Source organism: Serratia sp. SM04 (assembly GCF_040280225.1).
Taxonomy (GTDB): domain Bacteria; phylum Pseudomonadota; class Gammaproteobacteria; order Enterobacterales; family Enterobacteriaceae; genus Serratia; species Serratia sarumanii.
The window spans coordinates 754,071-771,811 of record NZ_JBEOQT010000022.1 but is presented as its reverse complement, the minus strand read 5'-3'; the positions used below and the strand labels follow the sequence as shown (position 1 = coordinate 771,811).

The 17,741-nt window shown below is 63.3% G+C and carries 19 protein-coding genes; 6 read left to right on the top strand and 13 right to left on the bottom strand.

Features of this window, described 5'->3' with window-relative positions; translation table 11 throughout:
* Positions 1 to 107 precede the first annotated feature (107 nt).
* The gene (gene ppk2 / locus ABTW55_RS24280; protein WP_033648410.1) at positions 108 to 1,022 is read right to left on the bottom strand and encodes a polyphosphate kinase 2; all 915 of its coding nucleotides are present in this window, start codon (positions 1,020 to 1,022) and stop codon (positions 108 to 110) included.
* A gap of 26 nt (positions 1,023 to 1,048) precedes the next feature.
* Positions 1,049 to 2,659 carry an inorganic phosphate transporter gene (locus ABTW55_RS24275; RefSeq protein WP_060421200.1) on the bottom strand — a complete coding sequence of 537 codons (1,611 nt, stop codon included), beginning with the start codon at positions 2,657 to 2,659 and terminating at the stop codon, positions 1,049 to 1,051.
* A 186-nt stretch (positions 2,660 to 2,845) separates the two neighbouring features.
* Between ABTW55_RS24275 and ABTW55_RS24270 the strand changes: the two genes are divergently transcribed.
* Entirely contained in the window at positions 2,846 to 3,874 is a 1,029-nt protein-coding gene (locus ABTW55_RS24270; protein WP_033653089.1) for a transporter, read from the top strand.
* Here the strand turns inward: ABTW55_RS24270 and ABTW55_RS24265 are convergent, their stop codons facing one another.
* The 9 genes from ABTW55_RS24265 to ABTW55_RS24225 form a co-directional block, all read right to left on the bottom strand.
* Positions 3,875 to 4,408 (bottom strand): SRPBCC family protein, encoded by a 534-nt coding sequence (locus ABTW55_RS24265; RefSeq protein WP_033634628.1) that lies wholly within the window; start codon positions 4,406 to 4,408, stop codon positions 3,875 to 3,877.
* A 3-nt stretch (positions 4,409 to 4,411) separates the two neighbouring features.
* Positions 4,412 to 4,759, bottom strand: coding sequence for a helix-turn-helix transcriptional regulator (locus ABTW55_RS24260; RefSeq protein ID WP_004938187.1), 348 nt, complete (start codon positions 4,757 to 4,759; stop codon positions 4,412 to 4,414).
* Positions 4,760 to 4,840: 81 nt separating this feature from the next.
* Positions 4,841 to 6,067: a Zn-dependent hydrolase gene (locus tag ABTW55_RS24255; RefSeq protein ID WP_041035231.1), complete on the bottom strand. Its 1,227-nt coding sequence runs from the start codon at positions 6,065 to 6,067 to the stop codon at positions 4,841 to 4,843.
* Positions 6,064 to 6,555, bottom strand: coding sequence for an L-2-amino-thiazoline-4-carboxylic acid hydrolase (locus ABTW55_RS24250; RefSeq protein WP_033634625.1), 492 nt, complete (start codon positions 6,553 to 6,555; stop codon positions 6,064 to 6,066). Before ABTW55_RS24250 ends, ABTW55_RS24255 begins: the two co-directional genes overlap by 4 nt.
* 18 nt (positions 6,556 to 6,573) lie before the next feature.
* A complete protein-coding gene (locus ABTW55_RS24245) occupies positions 6,574 to 7,683 on the bottom strand; it encodes a branched-chain amino acid ABC transporter substrate-binding protein (protein ID WP_371514366.1) in 1,110 nt (369 codons plus the stop codon).
* Between the two features lie 76 nt (positions 7,684 to 7,759).
* Complete coding sequence (locus ABTW55_RS24240) at positions 7,760 to 8,473, bottom strand: ABC transporter ATP-binding protein (protein WP_033648405.1); 714 nt, start codon at positions 8,471 to 8,473, stop codon at positions 7,760 to 7,762.
* Positions 8,466 to 9,236 carry an ABC transporter ATP-binding protein gene (locus ABTW55_RS24235; protein ID WP_033648404.1) on the bottom strand — a complete coding sequence of 257 codons (771 nt, stop codon included), beginning with the start codon at positions 9,234 to 9,236 and terminating at the stop codon, positions 8,466 to 8,468. Before ABTW55_RS24235 ends, ABTW55_RS24240 begins: the two co-directional genes overlap by 8 nt.
* On the bottom strand, positions 9,233 to 10,345 hold the full coding sequence (locus tag ABTW55_RS24230) for an ABC transporter ATP-binding protein (protein WP_060421197.1): 1,113 nt from the start codon (positions 10,343 to 10,345) through the stop codon (positions 9,233 to 9,235). Before ABTW55_RS24230 ends, ABTW55_RS24235 begins: the two co-directional genes overlap by 4 nt.
* A gap of 10 nt (positions 10,346 to 10,355) precedes the next feature.
* On the bottom strand, positions 10,356 to 11,306 hold the full coding sequence (locus ABTW55_RS24225; RefSeq protein WP_033634620.1) for a branched-chain amino acid ABC transporter permease: 951 nt from the start codon (positions 11,304 to 11,306) through the stop codon (positions 10,356 to 10,358).
* A gap of 169 nt (positions 11,307 to 11,475) precedes the next feature.
* On the opposite strand from ABTW55_RS24225, the gene ABTW55_RS24220 reads away from it, so the two are divergent.
* Positions 11,476 to 12,408: a LysR substrate-binding domain-containing protein gene (locus tag ABTW55_RS24220; RefSeq protein ID WP_039565997.1), complete on the top strand. Its 933-nt coding sequence runs from the start codon at positions 11,476 to 11,478 to the stop codon at positions 12,406 to 12,408.
* A complete protein-coding gene (locus ABTW55_RS24215) occupies positions 12,377 to 12,529 on the top strand; it encodes a hypothetical protein (RefSeq protein WP_226873095.1) in 153 nt (50 codons plus the stop codon). The genes ABTW55_RS24220 and ABTW55_RS24215 overlap by 32 nt, the downstream gene beginning before the upstream one ends.
* On the opposite strand, the gene ABTW55_RS24210 is transcribed toward ABTW55_RS24215, so the two are convergent.
* Positions 12,526 to 13,116: a TetR/AcrR family transcriptional regulator gene (locus tag ABTW55_RS24210; protein ID WP_060421194.1), complete on the bottom strand. Its 591-nt coding sequence runs from the start codon at positions 13,114 to 13,116 to the stop codon at positions 12,526 to 12,528. The genes ABTW55_RS24215 and ABTW55_RS24210 overlap by 4 nt on opposite strands.
* A gap of 140 nt (positions 13,117 to 13,256) precedes the next feature.
* Here ABTW55_RS24210 and ABTW55_RS24205 point away from each other — a divergent pair, with 140 nt between their 5' ends.
* Genes ABTW55_RS24205 through ABTW55_RS24195 form a run of 3 tightly spaced genes read left to right on the top strand, consistent with a single transcriptional unit; the run spans position 13,257 to position 16,123 of the window.
* Positions 13,257 to 14,312 (top strand): sugar phosphate isomerase/epimerase, encoded by a 1,056-nt coding sequence (locus ABTW55_RS24205; RefSeq protein ID WP_033648399.1) that lies wholly within the window; start codon positions 13,257 to 13,259, stop codon positions 14,310 to 14,312.
* 25 nt (positions 14,313 to 14,337) lie between these two features.
* Positions 14,338 to 15,234 (top strand): alpha/beta fold hydrolase, encoded by an 897-nt coding sequence (locus tag ABTW55_RS24200; RefSeq protein WP_060421191.1) that lies wholly within the window; start codon positions 14,338 to 14,340, stop codon positions 15,232 to 15,234.
* The gene (locus ABTW55_RS24195) at positions 15,221 to 16,123 is read left to right on the top strand and encodes an alpha/beta hydrolase (protein ID WP_060421188.1); all 903 of its coding nucleotides are present in this window, start codon (positions 15,221 to 15,223) and stop codon (positions 16,121 to 16,123) included. The genes ABTW55_RS24200 and ABTW55_RS24195 overlap by 14 nt, the downstream gene beginning before the upstream one ends.
* A gap of 47 nt (positions 16,124 to 16,170) precedes the next feature.
* Here the strand turns inward: ABTW55_RS24195 and ABTW55_RS24190 are convergent, their stop codons facing one another.
* A complete protein-coding gene (locus ABTW55_RS24190; RefSeq protein ID WP_033653099.1) occupies positions 16,171 to 17,604 on the bottom strand; it encodes an NAD-dependent succinate-semialdehyde dehydrogenase in 1,434 nt (477 codons plus the stop codon).
* Positions 17,605 to 17,741: the final 137 nt, after the last annotated feature.

Genomic DNA, 17,741 nt, shown 5'->3' with positions numbered 1-17,741 from the left:
CAAAATGGAAAGCAACCACTTTAACATGGGGTTTAGCCCCTTAGCGTGAGAGAAATCAAAGCGTTGTATTAGCGCAGAGAAGCGGTAGCCGCCTCTCTGCGCTAAGGTCAGTAGATTTCCGGCACCACCATGTTGTCCGGCACCGGGCTACGGTGGTATTCCGGGCTGCGTTTGCGCTGCGGCAGCGTGATGACGTTGCCTTCGGCTTCCTCATAAGGCACCTGCTGCAACAGGTGGGTGATGCAGTTCAGGCGGGCCTTTTTCTTGTCGACGCCCTGAACCACCCACCAGGGTGCTTCGGCAATGTTAGTGCGCGCTAACATGATTTCTTTGGCCTCGGTGTAGTCTTCCCAGCGGCGGCGGCTTTCCAGATCCATTGGGCTGAGCTTCCACTGCTTGAGCGGATCGTGAATGCGGCTGAGGAAACGCAGCTCCTGCTCCTCATCGGTGATTGAAAACCAGTATTTGACGATTTGGATACCGCTGCGCGTCAGCATTTTTTCGAATTCCGGCACGCTGCGGAAAAACTCCTCATACTCTTCGTCGTTGCAAAAGCCCATCACGCGCTCCACGCCGGCGCGGTTATACCAGCTGCGGTCGAACAGCACCATTTCGCCGGCGGCCGGCAGATGTGCGATATAACGCTGAAAATACCACTGGGTGCGTTCGCGATCGTTCGGCGCCGGCAGCGCCGCCACGCGGCAGGTGCGCGGGTTGAGGCGCTGGGTGATGCGCTTGATCACGCCGCCCTTGCCGGCGGCGTCGCGGCCTTCGAAGATGATCACCAGCCGGTGGCCGGTGCGCATCACCCAATCCTGCAGCTTCACCAGCTCGCCCTGCAGGCGCAGCAACTCGCGGAAGTATTGCTTGCGCCAGGCTTTCTTCGCGTCGCTGTCGACTTCTGCCGCGTCGAAGCGCAGGTCGTCCAGCTCCATTTCCAGCTCTTCGTCGTAGCTGTCGTAAAACTCTTGCAGCAGGCGCTGGTTGAAACCGTCATCGCGGTTGACTTCATGCATGGTCATCAGATTTTCTCCGTATCGGCCCGGTGTTAGAAATGGTTGAAGATCCAGTACAGCACCGCCGACAGCAGCACCGAGGCCGGCAGGGTTAGCACCCAGGCCATCAGCAGATTGCGCAGGGTGGCCATCTGCAGCCCGGAGCGGTTGGCGGCCATGGTGCCGGCGATGCCGGACGACAGGACGTGCGTGGTCGAAACCGGCAAGCCGAAGGCGTCGGCCGCGCCGATGGTGGTCATCGCCACCAGTTCGGCGCTGGCGCCCTGGGCGTAGGTCAGGTGCGATTTACCGATCTTTTCGCCCACCGTCACCACGATGCGGCGCCAGCCGACCATGGTGCCGAGCCCCAGCGCAATCGCCACCACCACCTTCACCCAGAAGGGAATGAAGCGGGTGGCGTTGTCGAGTTCGCCCTTCAGCGCGTCGAGGTTGCGCTGCGCGTCAGGATTGATCTGCAGCTGATGCTCTGCCTTCAGGTGCTTGATGGTCTCGGACGCCAGATACATGTCGTTGCGGGTGTTCGACACCGCCTGCGCCGGGATCTTGTCGACCGAGCCGTACTGACGGATTTGATCGCCGATCGCGCCGGCCAGCTGCGCCAACGCCGGCACCACCTCCGGCGTCAGCTTGCTGGTGCGCACATAGCCGGTCAGCACCTCGCGCGGCGGCGTTTGGCCGCCGGCCGGGAACTGGCGCAGCAGCTGGTTTTGGGTCACCTCCGCCAGCGCCGCCACCCGGGGAATCTGCTCCGGCGGCATCGAACGGTTCAGGGCGTAGGCGATCGGCATGGTGCCCACCAGGATCAGCATGATAAGGCCCATGCCTTTCTGGCCGTCGTTGGAACCATGGGCGAAGGAAACGCCGGTGCAGGTGAGGATCAGCAGCCCGCGGATCCACAGCGGCGGCGGGGTATTGCCCTTAGGGGCGCTGTACAGCTGGCGGTTCTTGACGAACAGCTTCAGCGCCAGCAGCAGCAGGCCGGCGAACACGAAGCCGATCACCGGCGACAGCAGCAGCGCGTAGCCCACCTTGATCGCCTGGCCCCAGTCCACGCCGCTGGTGCCGGTACGGCCGTGGATCAGGGCGTTGGCTACGCCGACGCCGATAATCGAGCCGATCAGCGTATGCGACGACGAGGCGGGCAGCCCGAGCCACCAGGTGCCGAGGTTCCAGATGATGGCGGAGAACAGCAGGGCGTACACCATGGCGAAACCGTTGCCGGTGCCGGCCTGCAGGATCAGCTCGACCGGCAGCAGCGAAATGATGCCGAAGGCCACCACGCCGCTGGAGAGCAACACGCCGAGAAAGTTGAAGAAACCGGACCACACCACGGCGATCATCGGCGAAAGCGAGTGGGTGTAAATCACCGTCGCGACCGCATTGGCGGTATCGTGGAAGCCGTTGACGAATTCAAAGCCCAGCGCAATCAATAGCGCCAGCCCCAATAATAAAAACGGAACGTAACTGGTATAGACGGCGCCGGCGTCGCTGACGTCGTTAAATAAGTTCACCCCGGCGAACGCGATCCCCAGAATTAATAAGAACACAAAAAAAAGAACAGTGAGTCGACTGTTCTTTTGATGCAGTTTGGGCAGGCTGGAGGCGGCCGGCATGTCCGGTTGAACGGCGCTGTTATCGCTCATAATGACCTTCCTGAGAGGATTGGATGCGGTAGCTGTCGCCTGAAAAGTATTCTGAATGAATGTGGCTTTTTTATGACGAAAATATTAATCATCGGGAACGGCGAAAATCATTAACGCCGATAAATAAAGATTGTTATAACAGCGGGGACGGTCTTGGGTTAACGGCAACAGGCAGGATAGGGCGTTATGGTGCAACGGTTAGCGGAAAAGATGCACAAGCTGGATTTTGATGATGAAGTGACCGGGCTGATCTACGGCCATGTGTTTCGTTCCGGTGAGCCGCCGAGGCGCCTGAACTCGCAGCAGGTCTGCCAGGCCTATCAGACGTTGCCGCCCGGCGACGGTTTTATCTGGCTGCACCTCAATCTCAACCACGCGGCGGCGGAGAAGTGGTTGAAAAATCATTTCGCCATTTCCGATTTTTTCTTCCACGAGATTCGCCACGGTTCGCACACCACGCGCATTGAGCGCCAGGGCGACGATCTGTTCGCAGTGCTCAACGATGTGATCTTCCACCCCGAGGACAGCAACCCGGAAACGGCGACGCTGTGGCTCTATTGCTGCCGCGGGCTGGTGGTGACCGTGCGCCATAAACCGGTGCGGCTGATTGAACGGCTGCTCGGCCGCCTGACGGCGCTGCAGCTGGCCTCGTCTACCGAACTGCTGGCGCACCTGCTGGAAGAGCAGGAGGACGTGCTGGAGCAGGTGGTGCGGCAGGCCAACCAGTATGTCGATACCATCGAGGATCGCCTGCTGACGCGCCGCGTCAAACGCAATCGCACCGAGCTGGGGCGCATGCGCCGCATGCTGCTGCGCTTTCAGCGCCTGTTGGCGCCCGAACCGGCCGCGCTGTTTCGCCTGTTGAACCGGCCGCCGACCTGGCTGAGCCGTGAGGTGGTGCAGGATCTGCGGCAGTTTACCGAAGAGTTCACCGTGGTGTTGAACGATCTCGCCAGCCTGACCGAACGCATCCGGCTGCTGCAGGAGGAGCTGGGCGCCAAGCTGATGGAGCAGAATAACCGCACGCTCTACACGCTGACGGTAATCACCGTGCTGGCGCTGCCGATCAATATCGTCGCCGGTTTCTTCGGCATGAACGTGGGGGGGATCCCGCTGGCCAGCAATCACCACGGTTTTATCCTGCTGGTGTTGCTGGTCGGCAGTTTTACGCTGATCGCCGGTTATCTGGCGTTCAGGCGCAGGGACGAGTCGTAGTTACAGGCGGGCGCGGTACTCTTCTTCCAGCCGGGCATGGGTGCTCCAGAACGGCTGCGGCGCCCGATCGTGCAGGCGATCCTGCAGGATATCCAGATGGGTGTGCCAGCCGCCGGCGACGCTGAGCATCTCGTCGCGGTTGGCCAAGCGCCGGTGGGTGACCGTCAGCAGCACGGCGCTTCCCTGTTCCGTCAGTTCGAAGGTCACCTCGGAAGGGCGGCCCTGATCCTGTTCGGCCCAGGTAAAGCTCAGCAGGCGCGGCGGGAACAGGCAGGTGATGTGGCCGCGGTTGCTGACGCAGCCGCCGTGCTGTTTGTACTTGGCCGGCGGGGGTTCGTGCTCGCCCGCCAGATCGGAGTTGCGAAATTCCAGCTCCAGCGGCGCGCCGTTCTCCAACGTCATGGCGCCGGCCGCCAGCCAGGTGGCGCGCTTGTCGGATTCGGTCAGGTAAGCCCACACCCGCTCGATGGGGCCGGGCAGCAGCCGCTGGATGCGCAGCGTACCGGGTTCGATAATCATGCCGTAATCATTCATGGTTCACTCCTTGGGAGGAAGCTGTTCGGGCTGCAGCAGCGCCTGTTCGAGCGCATCCAGCCGTTCAGTCCAGAAATGTTCATAGGTTTGCAGCCAGTGCATGGCCTGCGCCATAGGCTCGGGTTCGAGCCGGCAGATATGGTTTCTTCCTTGCACGGTGCGTTGCACCAGGCCCGCATGTTCCAGTGCTTTCACGTGCTTGGAGGCGCCGGCGAACGACATCTGCAGCGGCGCGGCCAGTTCGCCGATGCTGCGCTCACCGCCGGCCAGCGCGCGCAACATCGAGCGGCGGGTCGGGTCGGCCAGCGCATGAAAAATGGCGTCCAGCTGTGAGGAAGATAATTCAACCATATGGTTGAATATAGAACAGGCGGGCTAATATTCAACCGTTTTGTTGAATATTTTTTGCCCCGGCGAAAACCGGGGCGGGGATCAGGCGCCGGCGTGCGCCAGCAGGGCGTTCAGCAACACGTCGGCGCCGGCGGTTGCCCAGGCGGGGGTGATGTCTTCCCGCTCGTTGTGGCTGATGCCGTCCACGCAGGGAATGAAAATCATGGCGGTTGGGGCGACGCGGTTAAGGTAACAGGCATCGTGGCCGGCGCCGGAAATCATGTCACGATGGCGGTAGCCCAACGCTTGCGCGGCATGACGTACGCTGTCGATGCAGCCCCGATCAAAAGCGATCGGGGGATACTGGAAAATGCGCTCGGCGCGAGCGGTCAGGCCGCCGCCGTTGACGTGGTTTACCGCCGCCAGCAGGCGCTGCTCCATCTGTTCCAGAATTGACTCCTGCGGATGGCGGAATTCGACGCTGAAAAAGACCCGGCCCGGCACCACGTTGCGTGAATTGGGGGTAATTTGCGCCATGCCCACCGTGGCGCGCGCGTCGGGCGCGAAATCCCAGCCGATGCGGTTGACCGCCGTCACCAGCTCGGTGAAGCCCAGCAGGGCGTCGCGGCGGCGATCCATCGGCGTGGTGCCGGCGTGGGCGCTGAAGCCGACGACCTCCAGCTCGTACCAGCGCTGCCCCTGTGCGGCGGTTACCACGCCGATGTCGAGGTGCTCCGCTTCCAGAATCGGCCCCTGTTCGATGTGCAGCTCGAAGGCGGCATGGATCGGCGTGCCGCCCACTGGGTGTTCGCCGGCGTAGCCGATGCGTTCCAGCGCGTCGCCGAGGCTGACGCCGTGCTCGTCGCGGCGCGTCAGACCGTATTCCAGCTCGAAGACCCCGGCGAACACGCCGGAGGCGATCATCGCCGGCGCGAAGCGAGCGCCTTCTTCGTTGGTCCAGTTGATCACTTCAATCGCGCGTTCGGTGACGATCTGCCGATCGTTAAGGCTGCGAATCACCTCCAATCCGGCCAGCACGCCGTAGATACCGTCGAAACGGCCACCGCGGGGCTGCGAGTCGCCGTGAGAACCGGTGACCACCGGCGCCAGCTCGGGCCGCGCGCCTTCACGGCGCAGGAACATGTTGCCCATTCGATCGACGCGCACGCTGCAACCGGCCTCCAGTGCCCACAGGCGCAGCTGGTCGCGCGCCTGGCGATCCTCTTCGCTGAGCGCCAGGCGGGTGACGCCGTTGTCGGCGATGGCGCCGAACTGCGCCATCGCGTGCAGGCTTTGCCACAGGCGCTCGCCGTTGACCCGATACGTCATTGCTCTTCTCCCGGCGTTTTGGCGGTGTAGCGGAAATCGCAGCAGGGGGCGCCGGACATGATGGTTTGGCTGCGCTGCAGCTCGACCTCCGGCGCATAGCCGACGATAAACTGGCTGTCGCGCGCGCAGGAGAGCAGGTGGCCGATTTCCCCCAGCCCCATCTCGTGGTACATCTCGGCGTAGCGGCAGCGGGTGACGTTATAGTCGAAGTGCTGTTCGTCCTGGTTGATCACCTCAACGCGCAGCGCGTCGTCTTTTTCCCACAGGTACTGCAAGGCGGCGAAGCTGCGCAGATCCGCGCCGTTCGGTTCCTGTGCGGCGAACCGTTTGCCCGCCTCGATGGCGGCATTCTCGATGGCTTCGCCGATCACCGCCTGAGCGCGCGCCTTGCCGATTTCACGCACCAGGATCTGGTAGATCGGTTTGATGATCTCCGCTTCGATCTTTCTGCGGGCCAAAATGCCCAACTCGTTGTTTGCACAGCTCATCGCCTTGCTCCTCTTGATTTATTGTGGTTTGGCGCCGCCCAACACGGTTTGCGGCTGCCATTTGCCGTCCACTACCCGGTACAGGGTGAAGCTCGGCTGTTGCAGGTTGCCCTGCGCATCGAAGGCGATGGCGCCGGTCACGCCCTGATAATGGATGGCGCGCAGTTTCGGCAGGTAATCGGCCGGATTGGCCGAGCCGGCCTGTTCGATGGCGGCGATCAGCACCCGGGTGGCGTCGTAGGCGAAGGGCGCATGCAGTTCGATGTGGGTGTGGTAACGGTCGCGGTAGGCTTGTTCAAACGCCTTGCCGCCCGGCATCTGTTCCAGCGGCAGCCCCGGCTCCAGCGCGACGACGCCTTCGCCTTCACGCTGCGCCAGCGTCAGGAAGGTCTGGCTGACAAAGCCGCCTGCGCCCATCAGCTGCGCGTTCATGCCCAGCTGTTTCAGTTTGCGCGCCAGCGGTGCCGCCTGGGAGTCCACGCCGCCGAAGAAGATCAGATCGGCGTTTTTGCTGCGCACGGTGGTCAGCACGGCGCTGAAATCGACGGTCTTGTCGTCGACGTATTCGCGGGTGACCGGCTGCACGCCCTGGGCCTGCAGCGATTTGATGAACTCGTCCGCCAGGCCCTGGCCGAAGGCGGTGCGATCGTCGATCACCGCGATGCGCTGGGCTTTCAGCGTTTTCACCGCATACTGCCCGGCATAGTTGCCGCCGTCGTCGTCATGGCCCATCACGCGGAAGCTGGTGTCAAAGCCTTGTTGCGTGTAGCCGTGGCCGGTGGCGACCGGCGCCACCTGGGCGATGCCGGCGTCGTGATAGATGCGCGCCGCCGGGATGCTGGTGCCGGTGTTCCAGTGGCCGACCACGCCGGCGACGCCTTCGTCGACCAAACGCTGCGCGACGGCTACGGCGGTGCGCGGATCGGACTGATCGTCCTCGGACAGCAATTTGAAGGTGACCGGTTTGCCGTTCAACGTCGGCTTTTGCGCGTTGGCGTCGGCGATCGCCAGCCGCGCGCCGTTTTCGAGATCTTTGCCGATGCGCGCGGAAGGGCCGGTCAGCGGCCCGGCCAGGCCGATCAGCACGGTGTCGTCCGCCAGCGCCGGGAGGCTCAGGATCATCGTCATGGCGGCCAGCGCCAACGGCTTGATGCGAAAGTTCTGCTGCATGTCATACTCCTGGTGCGGTTAAAGGTAACAACGGTTATTCACCCAAATAGATCTGTTTGATTTTTTCATCGTCCAGCATGTCGGCGGAGCGGCCGCTGTGGCTCAGGCTGCCGCTGTCCAGCACATAGGCGCGATCGGTGGATTCCAGCGCCAGGCGGGCGTTTTGCTCGACCAGCAATAGCGTGACGCCGTCACGTGCCAGCTGTTTGATGACCGAAAAAATGGCTTCCACCACAATCGGCGCCAGCCCCATCGACGGCTCGTCCAGTATCAACAGGCGCGGGCGGCTGAGCAGCGCACGGCCCATCGCCACCATCTGCTGCTCGCCGCCCGAAAGCAGCCCGGCTGGTTGGTTCAGGCGCTCGTTCAGGCGCGGGAAGGTGGCGCATACTCGTTCGAAATCGTGCCGTACCGCCGGTTTGTCACGCCGCGCATAGGCGCCCAGCTGCAGGTTTTCTCGCACCGTCAGGCGGGTGAAAATGCCGCGACCTTCCGGCACCATCACCAGCCCCTGTTGCAGCAAGCGGTGCGGCGCCATGCCGCGAATCGAACGGCCGTCGAACAGGATGTCGCCCTCGAACGGTTGCAGCCCGGTCAGCGCCCGCAGGCTGGAGGTCTTGCCCGCGCCGTTGGCGCCGATCAGCGTGACCTGTTCGCCGGCGTTGACCGTAAAATCGATGCCTTTGACCGCATGAATGCCGCCGTAGGACACTTTGAGTCGTTTAACGCTCAGCAGGGCTTCAGACATGCGCGCCACCTCCCAGATAGGCCTGAATGACCGCCGGTTCACGCCGAACCTGCGCCGGTTCGCCTTCGGCGATCGCTTTGCCGTAGTCCAGCACCGTCAGGCGATCGCACAGACCCATCACCAGCTTGACGTCGTGTTCGATCAACAGCAGCGTTTTGCCGCTGTCGCGAATGCGCAGCAGCAGCTCGCGCAGCGCCACTTTTTCTCCGGCGTTCATGCCGGCCGCCGGTTCGTCCAGCGCCAGCAGCCGGGGTTCGGTCGCCAGCGCGCGGGCGATCTCCAGGCGGCGCTGATGACCATAGGCGAGATCGCCGGCGCGGTAATGGGCGAATTGGCCGATGCCGACGTACTCCAGCAGCGCATGGGACTTATCGCGCACCGCCTGTTCCTCCTCCCTGGCGCGGCGGTGGCGGGCGATCGCCGCCCACAGGCCGTTGCGGGTGCGCACGTGGCAGCCGACCATCACGTTTTCCAGCACGCTCATTTCGTTGAACAGCCGCAGGTTCTGGAAGGTGCGGGCGATGCCGGCCTGCGCCACTTTATCGATCGCCTGGGGCCTATAGCGCTGGCCCGACAGGCGGAATTCGCCCGCGTCGGCGCGATACAGACCGGTGATCAGATTGAAGCAGGTGGTCTTACCGGCGCCGTTCGGCCCGATCAGGCCATAGATTTCCCCCTGGCGGATGCTCATGCTGACGTCATCCACCGCCGTCAGGCCGCCGAAGCGTTTGCTGACGTGATTTAAAGCGAGCAAAGGCGTCATGCGGCGTTCCCCCTTATATGGCGTGCCGGCCACAGGCCCGCCGGGCGATACAGCATCACCAGGATCAGCGCCATGCCGTAAAACAGTTGGCGAATGATTTCCGGGTCGATCAGCACCTGGCCGAACAGCGCCTGCTGCAGTGGCCCCATGCTGCTGCGCAGCAGCTCCGGCAGGGCGGCCAGCAGCAGCGCGCCCAGGATCACCCCGGGGATGTGCCCCATGCCGCCGAGCACCACCATCGCCAGGACGGCGATCGATTCCTGCAGGGTGAACGATTCCGGCGACACGAAGCACTGAAACGCGGCGAACAGCGCGCCGGCCACGCCGCCGAAGGTGGCGCCGATGGCAAAGGCCAGCAGCTTGAAGTTGCGGGTGTTGATGCCCATCGCCCGCGCGGCGTCCTCGTCATCGCGGATCGCCGTCCACGCGCGGCCGATGCGCGAATTTTGCAGCCGCAGGCTGATAAACAGGATCGCCAGCAGCAGGGCGGCGAACAGGTAGTAATAGAGGTACAGGCCGGAGAAACGCACGCCGAACCATTCATGCATGCCGGAAAACTTCAGGCCGAACAGGCTGACCGGGTCGATGCCGGAAATGCCTTTGGGGCCGTTGGTGAGGTTGACCGGGCGATCGAGATTGCGCATCAAAATACGTACGATCTCGCCGAAACCGAGCGTGACGATCGCCAGATAGTCGCCGCGCAGCCGCAGCGTCGGCGCGCCAAGCAGAATGCCGCACACGGCCGCCAGCAGCGCCGCCAGCGGGATCAGCCACAGCATCGACAGATGAAGCCCGTCGGGGAACCACTGCAGCAGCAGCGGGAACTGCTGCGTCAGATGCGGTGACGACAGCAGCGCGGCCAGATAGGCGCCAACGGCGTAAAAAGCGATAAAGCCCATGTCCAGCAAGCCGGTCATGCCCACCACGATGTTCAGCCCGAGCGCCAGCATCAGGTACAGCAGCGCGAAGTCGACGACGCGCACCCAGTAGTTGCCGCCGGCGGCGCCCGCAACCCAGGGCGCCAGCAGCAGAGCGAGAATGAACAGCGTCAGCCCCAGCCTGGCGCGCCGAGGCGTGGCCAGGGGAAGCGTGGAAGTTAAAACGGTCATCGTGATGTCCTTATGCGCGCGTGGCGATGCGTTCGCCCAACAGCCCGGAGGGGCGGAAGACCAGTACGGCGATCAGCACCAGAAACGCGAATACGTCCTGGTAGTTGCTGCCGAATACGCCGCCGGTCAGCTCGCCGAGATAGCCGGTGCCCAGCGATTCGAACAGCCCCAGCAGCAAACCGCCGAGCATCGCGCCGCGCAGGTTGCCGATGCCGCCGAGCACGGCGGCGGTAAAGGCTTTGATGCCGGGCAGAAAGCCCATCGAGAAACCGGCGTTGCCGTAGTTGCTGGCCATCATGATGCCGGCTACCGCCGCCAGCGCGCCGCCGAGCGCAAAGGTCAGAACGATGATGCGGTCAGGACTGATGCCCATCAGGCCGGCGACCTGCGGGTTTTCCGCCGTGGCGCGCATGGCGCGGCCGAAACGGCTGTGTTCGACCAGCAGCCAGAGGCCGGCCATGACCGCCACGGCCACCGCCAGCGTGACGATCGCGGTGCCGGTGATTACCGCCGGCGCATGTTCGGCGCTGCCTGCGGTCAGGGCGATGGGCGCCATCGGCAACAGCTGCGGAAACATCAGGGGATTGCGTGACCAGATCAGCATCGCCAGGGTTTGCAGCAGCAGCGAGACGCCGATGCCGCTGATCAGCGGGGCCAGGCGCGGCGCATTGCGCAACCGGCGATAGGCCAGACGTTCGATCGCCATCGAGGTGATGGCGCAGACGGCCATGGCGAACAGGGCCGCCAGCAGCAGCGTGGCGTAGGGCGAAAGCGCGGGAAAATGATGCTGCAACACGCCGATCGCCGACAGCGCGCTGAGCGCCCCGACCATCAGCACGTCGCCGTGCGCGAAGTTGATGATGCGCAGGATGCCGTACACCATGGTGTAGCCGAGCGCGATCAGCGCATAGATGCTGCCGAGCATCAAACCGTTGACGGTCTGCTGTACCAGCGTATCCATAAGGAGAGTCCGGAGATAATGAGTCAGGAGGCTCACAGTAGAGAATTTAAAAAAATTGTAAAATACGGAAAAATACTTTCTTATACAAAAAACGAGTGATTTTAATTTGTTGATTTTTATGTATATTAAATAAATCCTCTCTCCGTGACTTCCATAAAACAATAGATATATGAAAAAAACAGAACAGTATGATGAGCCGTTGCCGATGCTGCCGAACGATCCGCCGCTGCGCGCCGTGCGGGCGTTCGAAGCCATCGCGCGCCTGGGCAGCATCAGCGCGGCGGCGAAGGAGCTGATGATTTCGCCTTCGGCGGTCAGCCATCAGCTGAAAACGCTGGAGGCGTTTTTGCAGATGCCGCTGACAGAACGGCAGGGGCGTCATCTGGTGCTGCGCAGCGAGGGGCGGGAGTATTACCGTTCGATCCGCTCGGCGTTTAACGTGCTGCGCCAGGCGACCGAACACGTGCGCGAGCAGTCCGCATCGCGGCAGGTCACCATCAGCCTGATCCCGCTGTTCGGCATGGGATGGTTCATTCCGCGGCTGCGCGGCTTTCTGCGCGAAAATCCGGATATCGACATCAATGTGGTTTACGCCAACCACCGCAATTACCTGAGCGACGCCGCCGATCTGTCGATCCGCTTCGGCGTTGGGCAGTGGACCGGCTATCGCAGCGAAAAGCTGATGTCCGGCCAAATGGTGCCGGTGTGCAGCCGGGCGTTCAGTAAACTGCATGGTTTGCTCGATACGCCGGATCAGCTGGCGACGCTGCCGCTGCTGCACGACGAGGAGCGCAATACCTGGATGCAATGGTTTCAGCAGGCCGGTGTTAAACGCCCGCTGCGCAGTATCGGCCCGATGTTCGAAGACGGATTGTTGACGCTGGCGGCGGTGCAGGCGGGATTGGGATGCGCGCTGATGCGTGAGCCGTTAATCGCCCACTACCTTGAGAGCGGTGAGTTAATCAAAATGTTCGATCTGCCTATCGACGACGGCCGCGATTATTACCTGTGCGCTCGCCTGGATAGCGAACTGTCGCAGGAGGGCGAAAATCTGCGGCAGTGGCTGCGCCGTGAGGCGGCGGCTCAGAACGCCGGGGCATAATCTGCAACCCGTCGATGCGGCCAACATCAAAGCGCTGCGCATGGACGCGCGCCGCATTGAGGATGAAGAGCATGATTACGGCGAAGGCGCGCTGGCGATTGCCGATCGGCCGGGAGATTAAGCGTTGCCCAGGGCCGTCAGCGCCACCTTTACCGCCGCCAACAGTCGTGTTTCAGTGACGCCGTCACGCGCCTGAATCGACAGGCCGTGCAGGAAGACCGCGAAAAAGTCCCCCAGGCTGTCGGCGTCGGTGCCGGCCGGCAGTTCGCCGGCTTGCACCGCCTGCCGCAGCCGTTCGACGATCTGCTGGGTGCGCTGCAACCGATGCTCAGCCAGCCAGACTTTGAGCCCGTCGTTTTCCGCACTGACGCTGGCGGCGGAGGAGACCACCATGCAGCCCTGCGGCAGATCCGGCCGGCTGTAGAGCCGCACGGCGTCTTCCAGCAGGTGTTTGATCGCCGGGCGAATGCCGCTTTCCTGCGCGAAGGCGCGATCGGCGAAGCCGCCTTCCTCGGTTTCATAACTGGCGATCGCCTCGCGGAACAGCTGCTCTTTGGAGCCGAACGCCTTGTAGATGCGCGCGGAAGCAATGCCCAATTCCGCCACCAGATCCGACATCGAAGTGCCTTCGTAACCCTGTCGCCAGAATAAGTTTCGCGCCTTCAAAAGCGCCTGTTCGCGGTCGAACTCGCGCGGTCTGCCTGCCATTTGCTGCTCCAATTTACCTGCCATTCAGCGACATAGGATCGCTTAAATCGTCGGGAATACCAATGTCTTTATAAATTTCACTTGCGGTCATCGCGCTTTGCTCCTATTGTTTGTCAATCGACAACAAATAGGAGTTTACGATGAAAACCCTCAAAGGTCCAAGCCTGCATCTCGCGCAGTTCAGCGATGAGACAGCGCCGTTCAACAGCTTGCCCGCCATTGCCGAGTGGGCGGCGCAGACCGGCTTTAGCGCGCTGCAGATCCCGGCCTGGGATCGGCGTTTATTCGACGTGGCCACCGCTGCGGAAAGCCAAACCTACTGCGATGATTTGACCGGCATGTTGGCGGAACAGGGGTTGGTGGTCAGCGAATTGACCAGCCATATCTTCGGCCAGCTGATGGCGGTACACCCGGCTTACGATGCGCTGTTTGACAGCTTCGCGCCGCCGGCGCTGCAGGGCAATCCGCAGGCGCGCGGCGAGTGGGCGCGGCAGCAAATGCTGTTGGCAGTAAAGGCGTCGGCGCGGCTCGGGCTCAGCGAGCTGGGCACCTTTTCCGGTTCGCTGGCCTGGCCCTATCTGTTCCCGTTCCCACAGCGCCCGGAAGGGCTGATCGACACCGCGTTCGACGAGCTCGCCAGGCGCTGGCTGCCGGTGCTTAACGCCTGCGACGAGCAGGGGATCAACCTGTGTTACGAAATTCATCCGAGCGAGGATCTGCACGACGGCGTGACGTTCGAGAGGTTTCTTGAGCGCGTCGGCCATCATCCGCGCTGCCGGGTGCTGTTCGATCCGAGCCATATGGTGCTGCAGCAGCTCAACTATCTGGAGTTTATCGATATCTATAAAGAGGTTATCGGCATGTTCCACGTCAAGGATGCCGAGTTCAATCCGACCGGTCGCCAGGGTATTTACGGCGGCTATCAATCCTGGATCGATCGCGCCGGCCGCTTCCGCTCGTTGGGCGACGGCCAGGTCGATTTCAACGGCATCTTTTCGCGCCTGACGCAGTACGGTTATTCGGGCTGGGCGGCGCTGGAGTGGGAATGTTGCCTGAAAAATCCGCAGGATGGCGCACGCGAAGGCGCAGCTTTCATTCGCGATCGCATTATCCGCGTCACCGATAAAGTGTTCGACGACTTCGCCGGCGCGCCGGTCAACCCACAGCAGATCAATGCCTTGCTCGGCATTCGCTGAGCCTAATCCTTCAGGGAGTCACCCCATGCAATACCTACAGAACGAGATCCCGTTGGCGGATCTCGCGGCGGAACATGTCTATCTCCAGGTCAACGGCCGGCGCCTTCACTGCGTGATGGCCGGTGAAGGGCGGCCGGTGCTGCTGATCCCCGGCTGGCCGCAAACCTGGTACACCTGGCGCCATGTGATGCAAGCGCTGGCGGCGGCCGGTTTTCAGGCGATCGCCGTCGATCCGCCGGGCATCGGCGATTCTGACAAGCCCGCTGGTGGCTATGACACCGGCAGCATCGGTGCGACATTGCACGCGATGATGGCGCAATTGGGCCATGAACGTTACCAACTGGTTGGCCACGACATCGGCATGTGGATCGGATACGCCATGGCGAGCGATTTCCCGCAGGCGGTGGAGCGTCTGGTGCTGACGGAGGCGGTGATCCCCGGTCTGGCGCCGCCGCCGCCGATTTTCGTCGCGCCGGAGGAGAACATTTTCCTGTGGCATTTCATGTTCAATCAGCTGGCGGATTTGCCGGAGACCCTGACCCAGGGGCGTGAGCGGGAGTATCTTGGCTATATCTTCAACCGCTGGTCCTATCGGCGCGATCGGGTGGCGGCGGAGGTGTATATCGCGGCTTACTCAGCGCCTGGCGGCCTGCGCGCCGGGTTCGACTATTACCGGGCGATCCCGGAGACCGTGCGGCAGAACCGCCTGCGCGCCGCCACGCCCCTGACGATGCCGGTGTTGACGGTGGGGGCCGAGCACGCCACCGGCGACGCGCCGCTGACGACGCTGCGGGGCAATGCGCACGATCTGCGGGGCGAAACGGTCGCCGGCTGCGGGCATTTCATTACCGAGGAGTGTCACGAGGCGTTTATCACACTGATTACGCCGTTCCTGGCAGGAGAGCCGCATGCCGCTCGATGAACGCATTGCCGCTTTTTTGACGGCATCGGCCGATGCGCCGCCTCCCGCGTCGCTGGCGGAAATGCGCGCGGCCACGGAAACCGGTTTACGCCAGCTGCAGGGCGAGGCGGAACCGAGCGGCGGCGTCAGAGACGTTACGGTGGTCGCCGCCGATGGGTATCGGAACGCGCTGCGCGCCTATCTCCCAGCGGGGGAAAACCGCGCCGCCGCGCAGCCGGCGATGCTGTTCGCCCACGGCGGCGGTTGGTGCCTCGGTTCGCTGGCGCTGTACGATCGGCCCTGTCAGGCGCTGGCCAACGCCACCGGCCGTGTGATCCTGTCGGTCGACTACCGTCTGGCGCCGGAATACCCGTTTCCGCAGCCGCTGGAAGATGTCTATCAGGCGCTCTGCTGGGTGGCGCAACAGGCGCCGCAGTTGGGGATCGACGCGCAGCGCCTGGCGGTGGGCGGCGACAGCGCCGGGGGCAATCTGGCGGCGGCGGTCGCGCTGCTGGCGCGGGATCGCGGCGGCCCGCACATCGAGCGCCAGCTGCTACTGTACCCGGCGCTCAGCCGCGAGATGGCGACGACCAGTTATCGCGAGTTTGCCGAGGGGCACTTTCTGACGCGCGACGCGATGGTATTTTGTTGGCAGCAGTATCTGGCCCAGCGGCGCGATCCCGGCGCCGAACCGCTGCACGCCGCCACGTTGCGCGGGTTACCGCCGGCCACCATCCTGAGCTGCGAATATGATCCGCTGCGCGATGAGGCCGAGCAGTATGCGCAACGGCTGCGCGAGGCGGGCGTGCCGGTACGCTGCGAACGGTTGCCGGGCATGGTGCATGCCTGTATTCACATGCTGGGGCTGACTCCGGCGGCGCGGCGGCTGTTCGAGCTGGCTCGCGAGTAAAAAAAACCCCGCACTGCGGGGCTTTTGGCTATTTATTCGGCGTTCGATTAACGGCCGGCGACGGTGACGAAGCGGGTTTCCAGGTAGGATTCGATCGCTTCGCTGCCGCCTTCGGTGCCGTGACCGGAGTCCTTCACGCCGCCAAACGGCGTTTCCGGCAGGCCGAAACCGATGTGGTTGATGCTCAGCATGCCGCTCTCCACGTCTCGCCCCAGCGCATTGACGGTGGCGATGTTGCGGCTGTAAGCGTAGGCGGCCAGGCCGTACGGCAGGCGGTTGGCTTCGGCGATCGCCTCGTCATAGGTGGCGAACGGGCGCAGCAGGGCAACCGGGCCAAACGGCTCTTCCGACATGGCGCGCGCGCTCAGCGGCACGTCGCGCAGTACCGTCGGCTCGAAGAAGTTGCCTTTGCCCGCCACGCGCTTGCCGCCGGTGCAGGCTTTTGCCCCGTGGGCGACGGCATCCTGCACCAGCGCCTCGATATTGTCGACGCTGCGGCCCAGCACCATCGGCCCCATGGTGACGCCGTCTTCCAGCCCGTTGCCGAGCTTGAGTTCACGCACGGCGGCGGTGAATCTCTCCACGAAGGCTTCATAAACGCCTTGCTGAATCAGGAAGCGGGTCGGGGCGATACAGACCTGGCCGGCGTTGCGGAACTTGGACTGCGCCAGCTCTTTGGCCGCCGCGTCGAGATCGGCGTCGTCGAAGATCAGCACCGGCGCATGGCCGCCCAACTCCATGGTGGCCTTTTTCATATGCTGGCCGGCCAGCGCCGCCAGATGCTTGCCCACGCGGGTGGAGCCGGTGAAGGAGATCTTGCGAATGGTCGGATGCGGGATCAGGTATTCCGAGATTTCCGCCGGGGTGCCGTACACCAGCGCGATCACCCCGGCCGGGATGCCGGCGTCGGCGAAGGCTTTGATCAGCTCAGCCGGCGAGGCCGGCGTTTCTTCCGGGCCTTTGACGATGATGGAGCAGCCCGCGGCCAGCGCGGCGGACAGCTTGCGCACGATCTGGTTGATCGGGAAGTTCCACGGCGTGAAGGCGGCCACCGGGCCGACCGGCAGCTTGAGGGTTTGCTGCTGCACGTCGCGGGCGCGGGACGGAATGATCTGCCCGTAGGTGCGGGTGGCTTCGCCGGCGAACCAGTCGATAACGTCGGCGGCGTTGAGAATTTCGACTTTGGCCTGCGCCACCGGTTTGCCCTGTTCCTGCGTCATGACGGCGGCGATGGCATTGGCGCGTTCGCGCAGCAGCGCCGCCGCTTTGCGCATCAGGTTGGCGCGCTGGTGCGCAGCGGTGTCGCGCCAGACGTTAAATCCGCGCTCGGTGGCGGCCAGCGCCAGATCGAGATCCTCTGTGGCGGCGTGCGCCACCTGACCGATTACTTCGTCGGTGGCGGGGTTGGTGACCGGCAGAGTTTTCCCGGCCAGCGCGTTGCGCCATTGTCCATCGATATACAGTTGAGTATCCGGATACATTGTTGCCTCTTGTTTGCGGAGTGTCAGGGGCCGATGAGCTTCGCGATGCGGCGCGCCTGAAAGGGACAGGGACCTTAACCCTACGCCGAATGGCGGCGATCGTCCAGGCGAGGGGCACGAAAGCGCCAGGGCGGCTA

Excerpts from the sequence above, each read along its gene's own strand:
- ppk2 (WP_033648410.1), bottom strand. The coding sequence starts at position 1,022 with ATGACCATGCATGAAGTCAACCGCGATGACGGTTTCAACCAGCGCCTG.
- ABTW55_RS24275 (WP_060421200.1), bottom strand. The coding sequence starts at position 2,659 with ATGAGCGATAACAGCGCCGTTCAACCGGACATGCCGGCCGCCTCCAGC.
- ABTW55_RS24270 (WP_033653089.1), top strand. The coding sequence starts at position 2,846 with ATGGTGCAACGGTTAGCGGAAAAGATGCACAAGCTGGATTTTGATGAT.
- ABTW55_RS24265 (WP_033634628.1), bottom strand. The coding sequence starts at position 4,408 with ATGAATGATTACGGCATGATTATCGAACCCGGTACGCTGCGCATCCAG.
- ABTW55_RS24260 (WP_004938187.1), bottom strand. The coding sequence starts at position 4,759 with ATGGTTGAATTATCTTCCTCACAGCTGGACGCCATTTTTCATGCGCTG.
- ABTW55_RS24255 (WP_041035231.1), bottom strand. The coding sequence starts at position 6,067 with ATGACGTATCGGGTCAACGGCGAGCGCCTGTGGCAAAGCCTGCACGCG.
- ABTW55_RS24250 (WP_033634625.1), bottom strand. The coding sequence starts at position 6,555 with ATGAGCTGTGCAAACAACGAGTTGGGCATTTTGGCCCGCAGAAAGATC.
- ABTW55_RS24245 (WP_371514366.1), bottom strand. The coding sequence starts at position 7,683 with ATGACGATGATCCTGAGCCTCCCGGCGCTGGCGGACGACACCGTGCTG.
- ABTW55_RS24240 (WP_033648405.1), bottom strand. The coding sequence starts at position 8,473 with ATGTCTGAAGCCCTGCTGAGCGTTAAACGACTCAAAGTGTCCTACGGC.
- ABTW55_RS24235 (WP_033648404.1), bottom strand. The coding sequence starts at position 9,236 with ATGACGCCTTTGCTCGCTTTAAATCACGTCAGCAAACGCTTCGGCGGC.
- ABTW55_RS24230 (WP_060421197.1), bottom strand. The coding sequence starts at position 10,345 with ATGACCGTTTTAACTTCCACGCTTCCCCTGGCCACGCCTCGGCGCGCC.
- ABTW55_RS24225 (WP_033634620.1), bottom strand. The coding sequence starts at position 11,306 with ATGGATACGCTGGTACAGCAGACCGTCAACGGTTTGATGCTCGGCAGC.
- ABTW55_RS24220 (WP_039565997.1), top strand. The coding sequence starts at position 11,476 with ATGAAAAAAACAGAACAGTATGATGAGCCGTTGCCGATGCTGCCGAAC.
- ABTW55_RS24210 (WP_060421194.1), bottom strand. The coding sequence starts at position 13,116 with ATGGCAGGCAGACCGCGCGAGTTCGACCGCGAACAGGCGCTTTTGAAG.
- ABTW55_RS24205 (WP_033648399.1), top strand. The coding sequence starts at position 13,257 with ATGAAAACCCTCAAAGGTCCAAGCCTGCATCTCGCGCAGTTCAGCGAT.
- ABTW55_RS24200 (WP_060421191.1), top strand. The coding sequence starts at position 14,338 with ATGCAATACCTACAGAACGAGATCCCGTTGGCGGATCTCGCGGCGGAA.
- ABTW55_RS24195 (WP_060421188.1), top strand. The coding sequence starts at position 15,221 with ATGCCGCTCGATGAACGCATTGCCGCTTTTTTGACGGCATCGGCCGAT.
- ABTW55_RS24190 (WP_033653099.1), bottom strand. The coding sequence starts at position 17,604 with ATGTATCCGGATACTCAACTGTATATCGATGGACAATGGCGCAACGCG.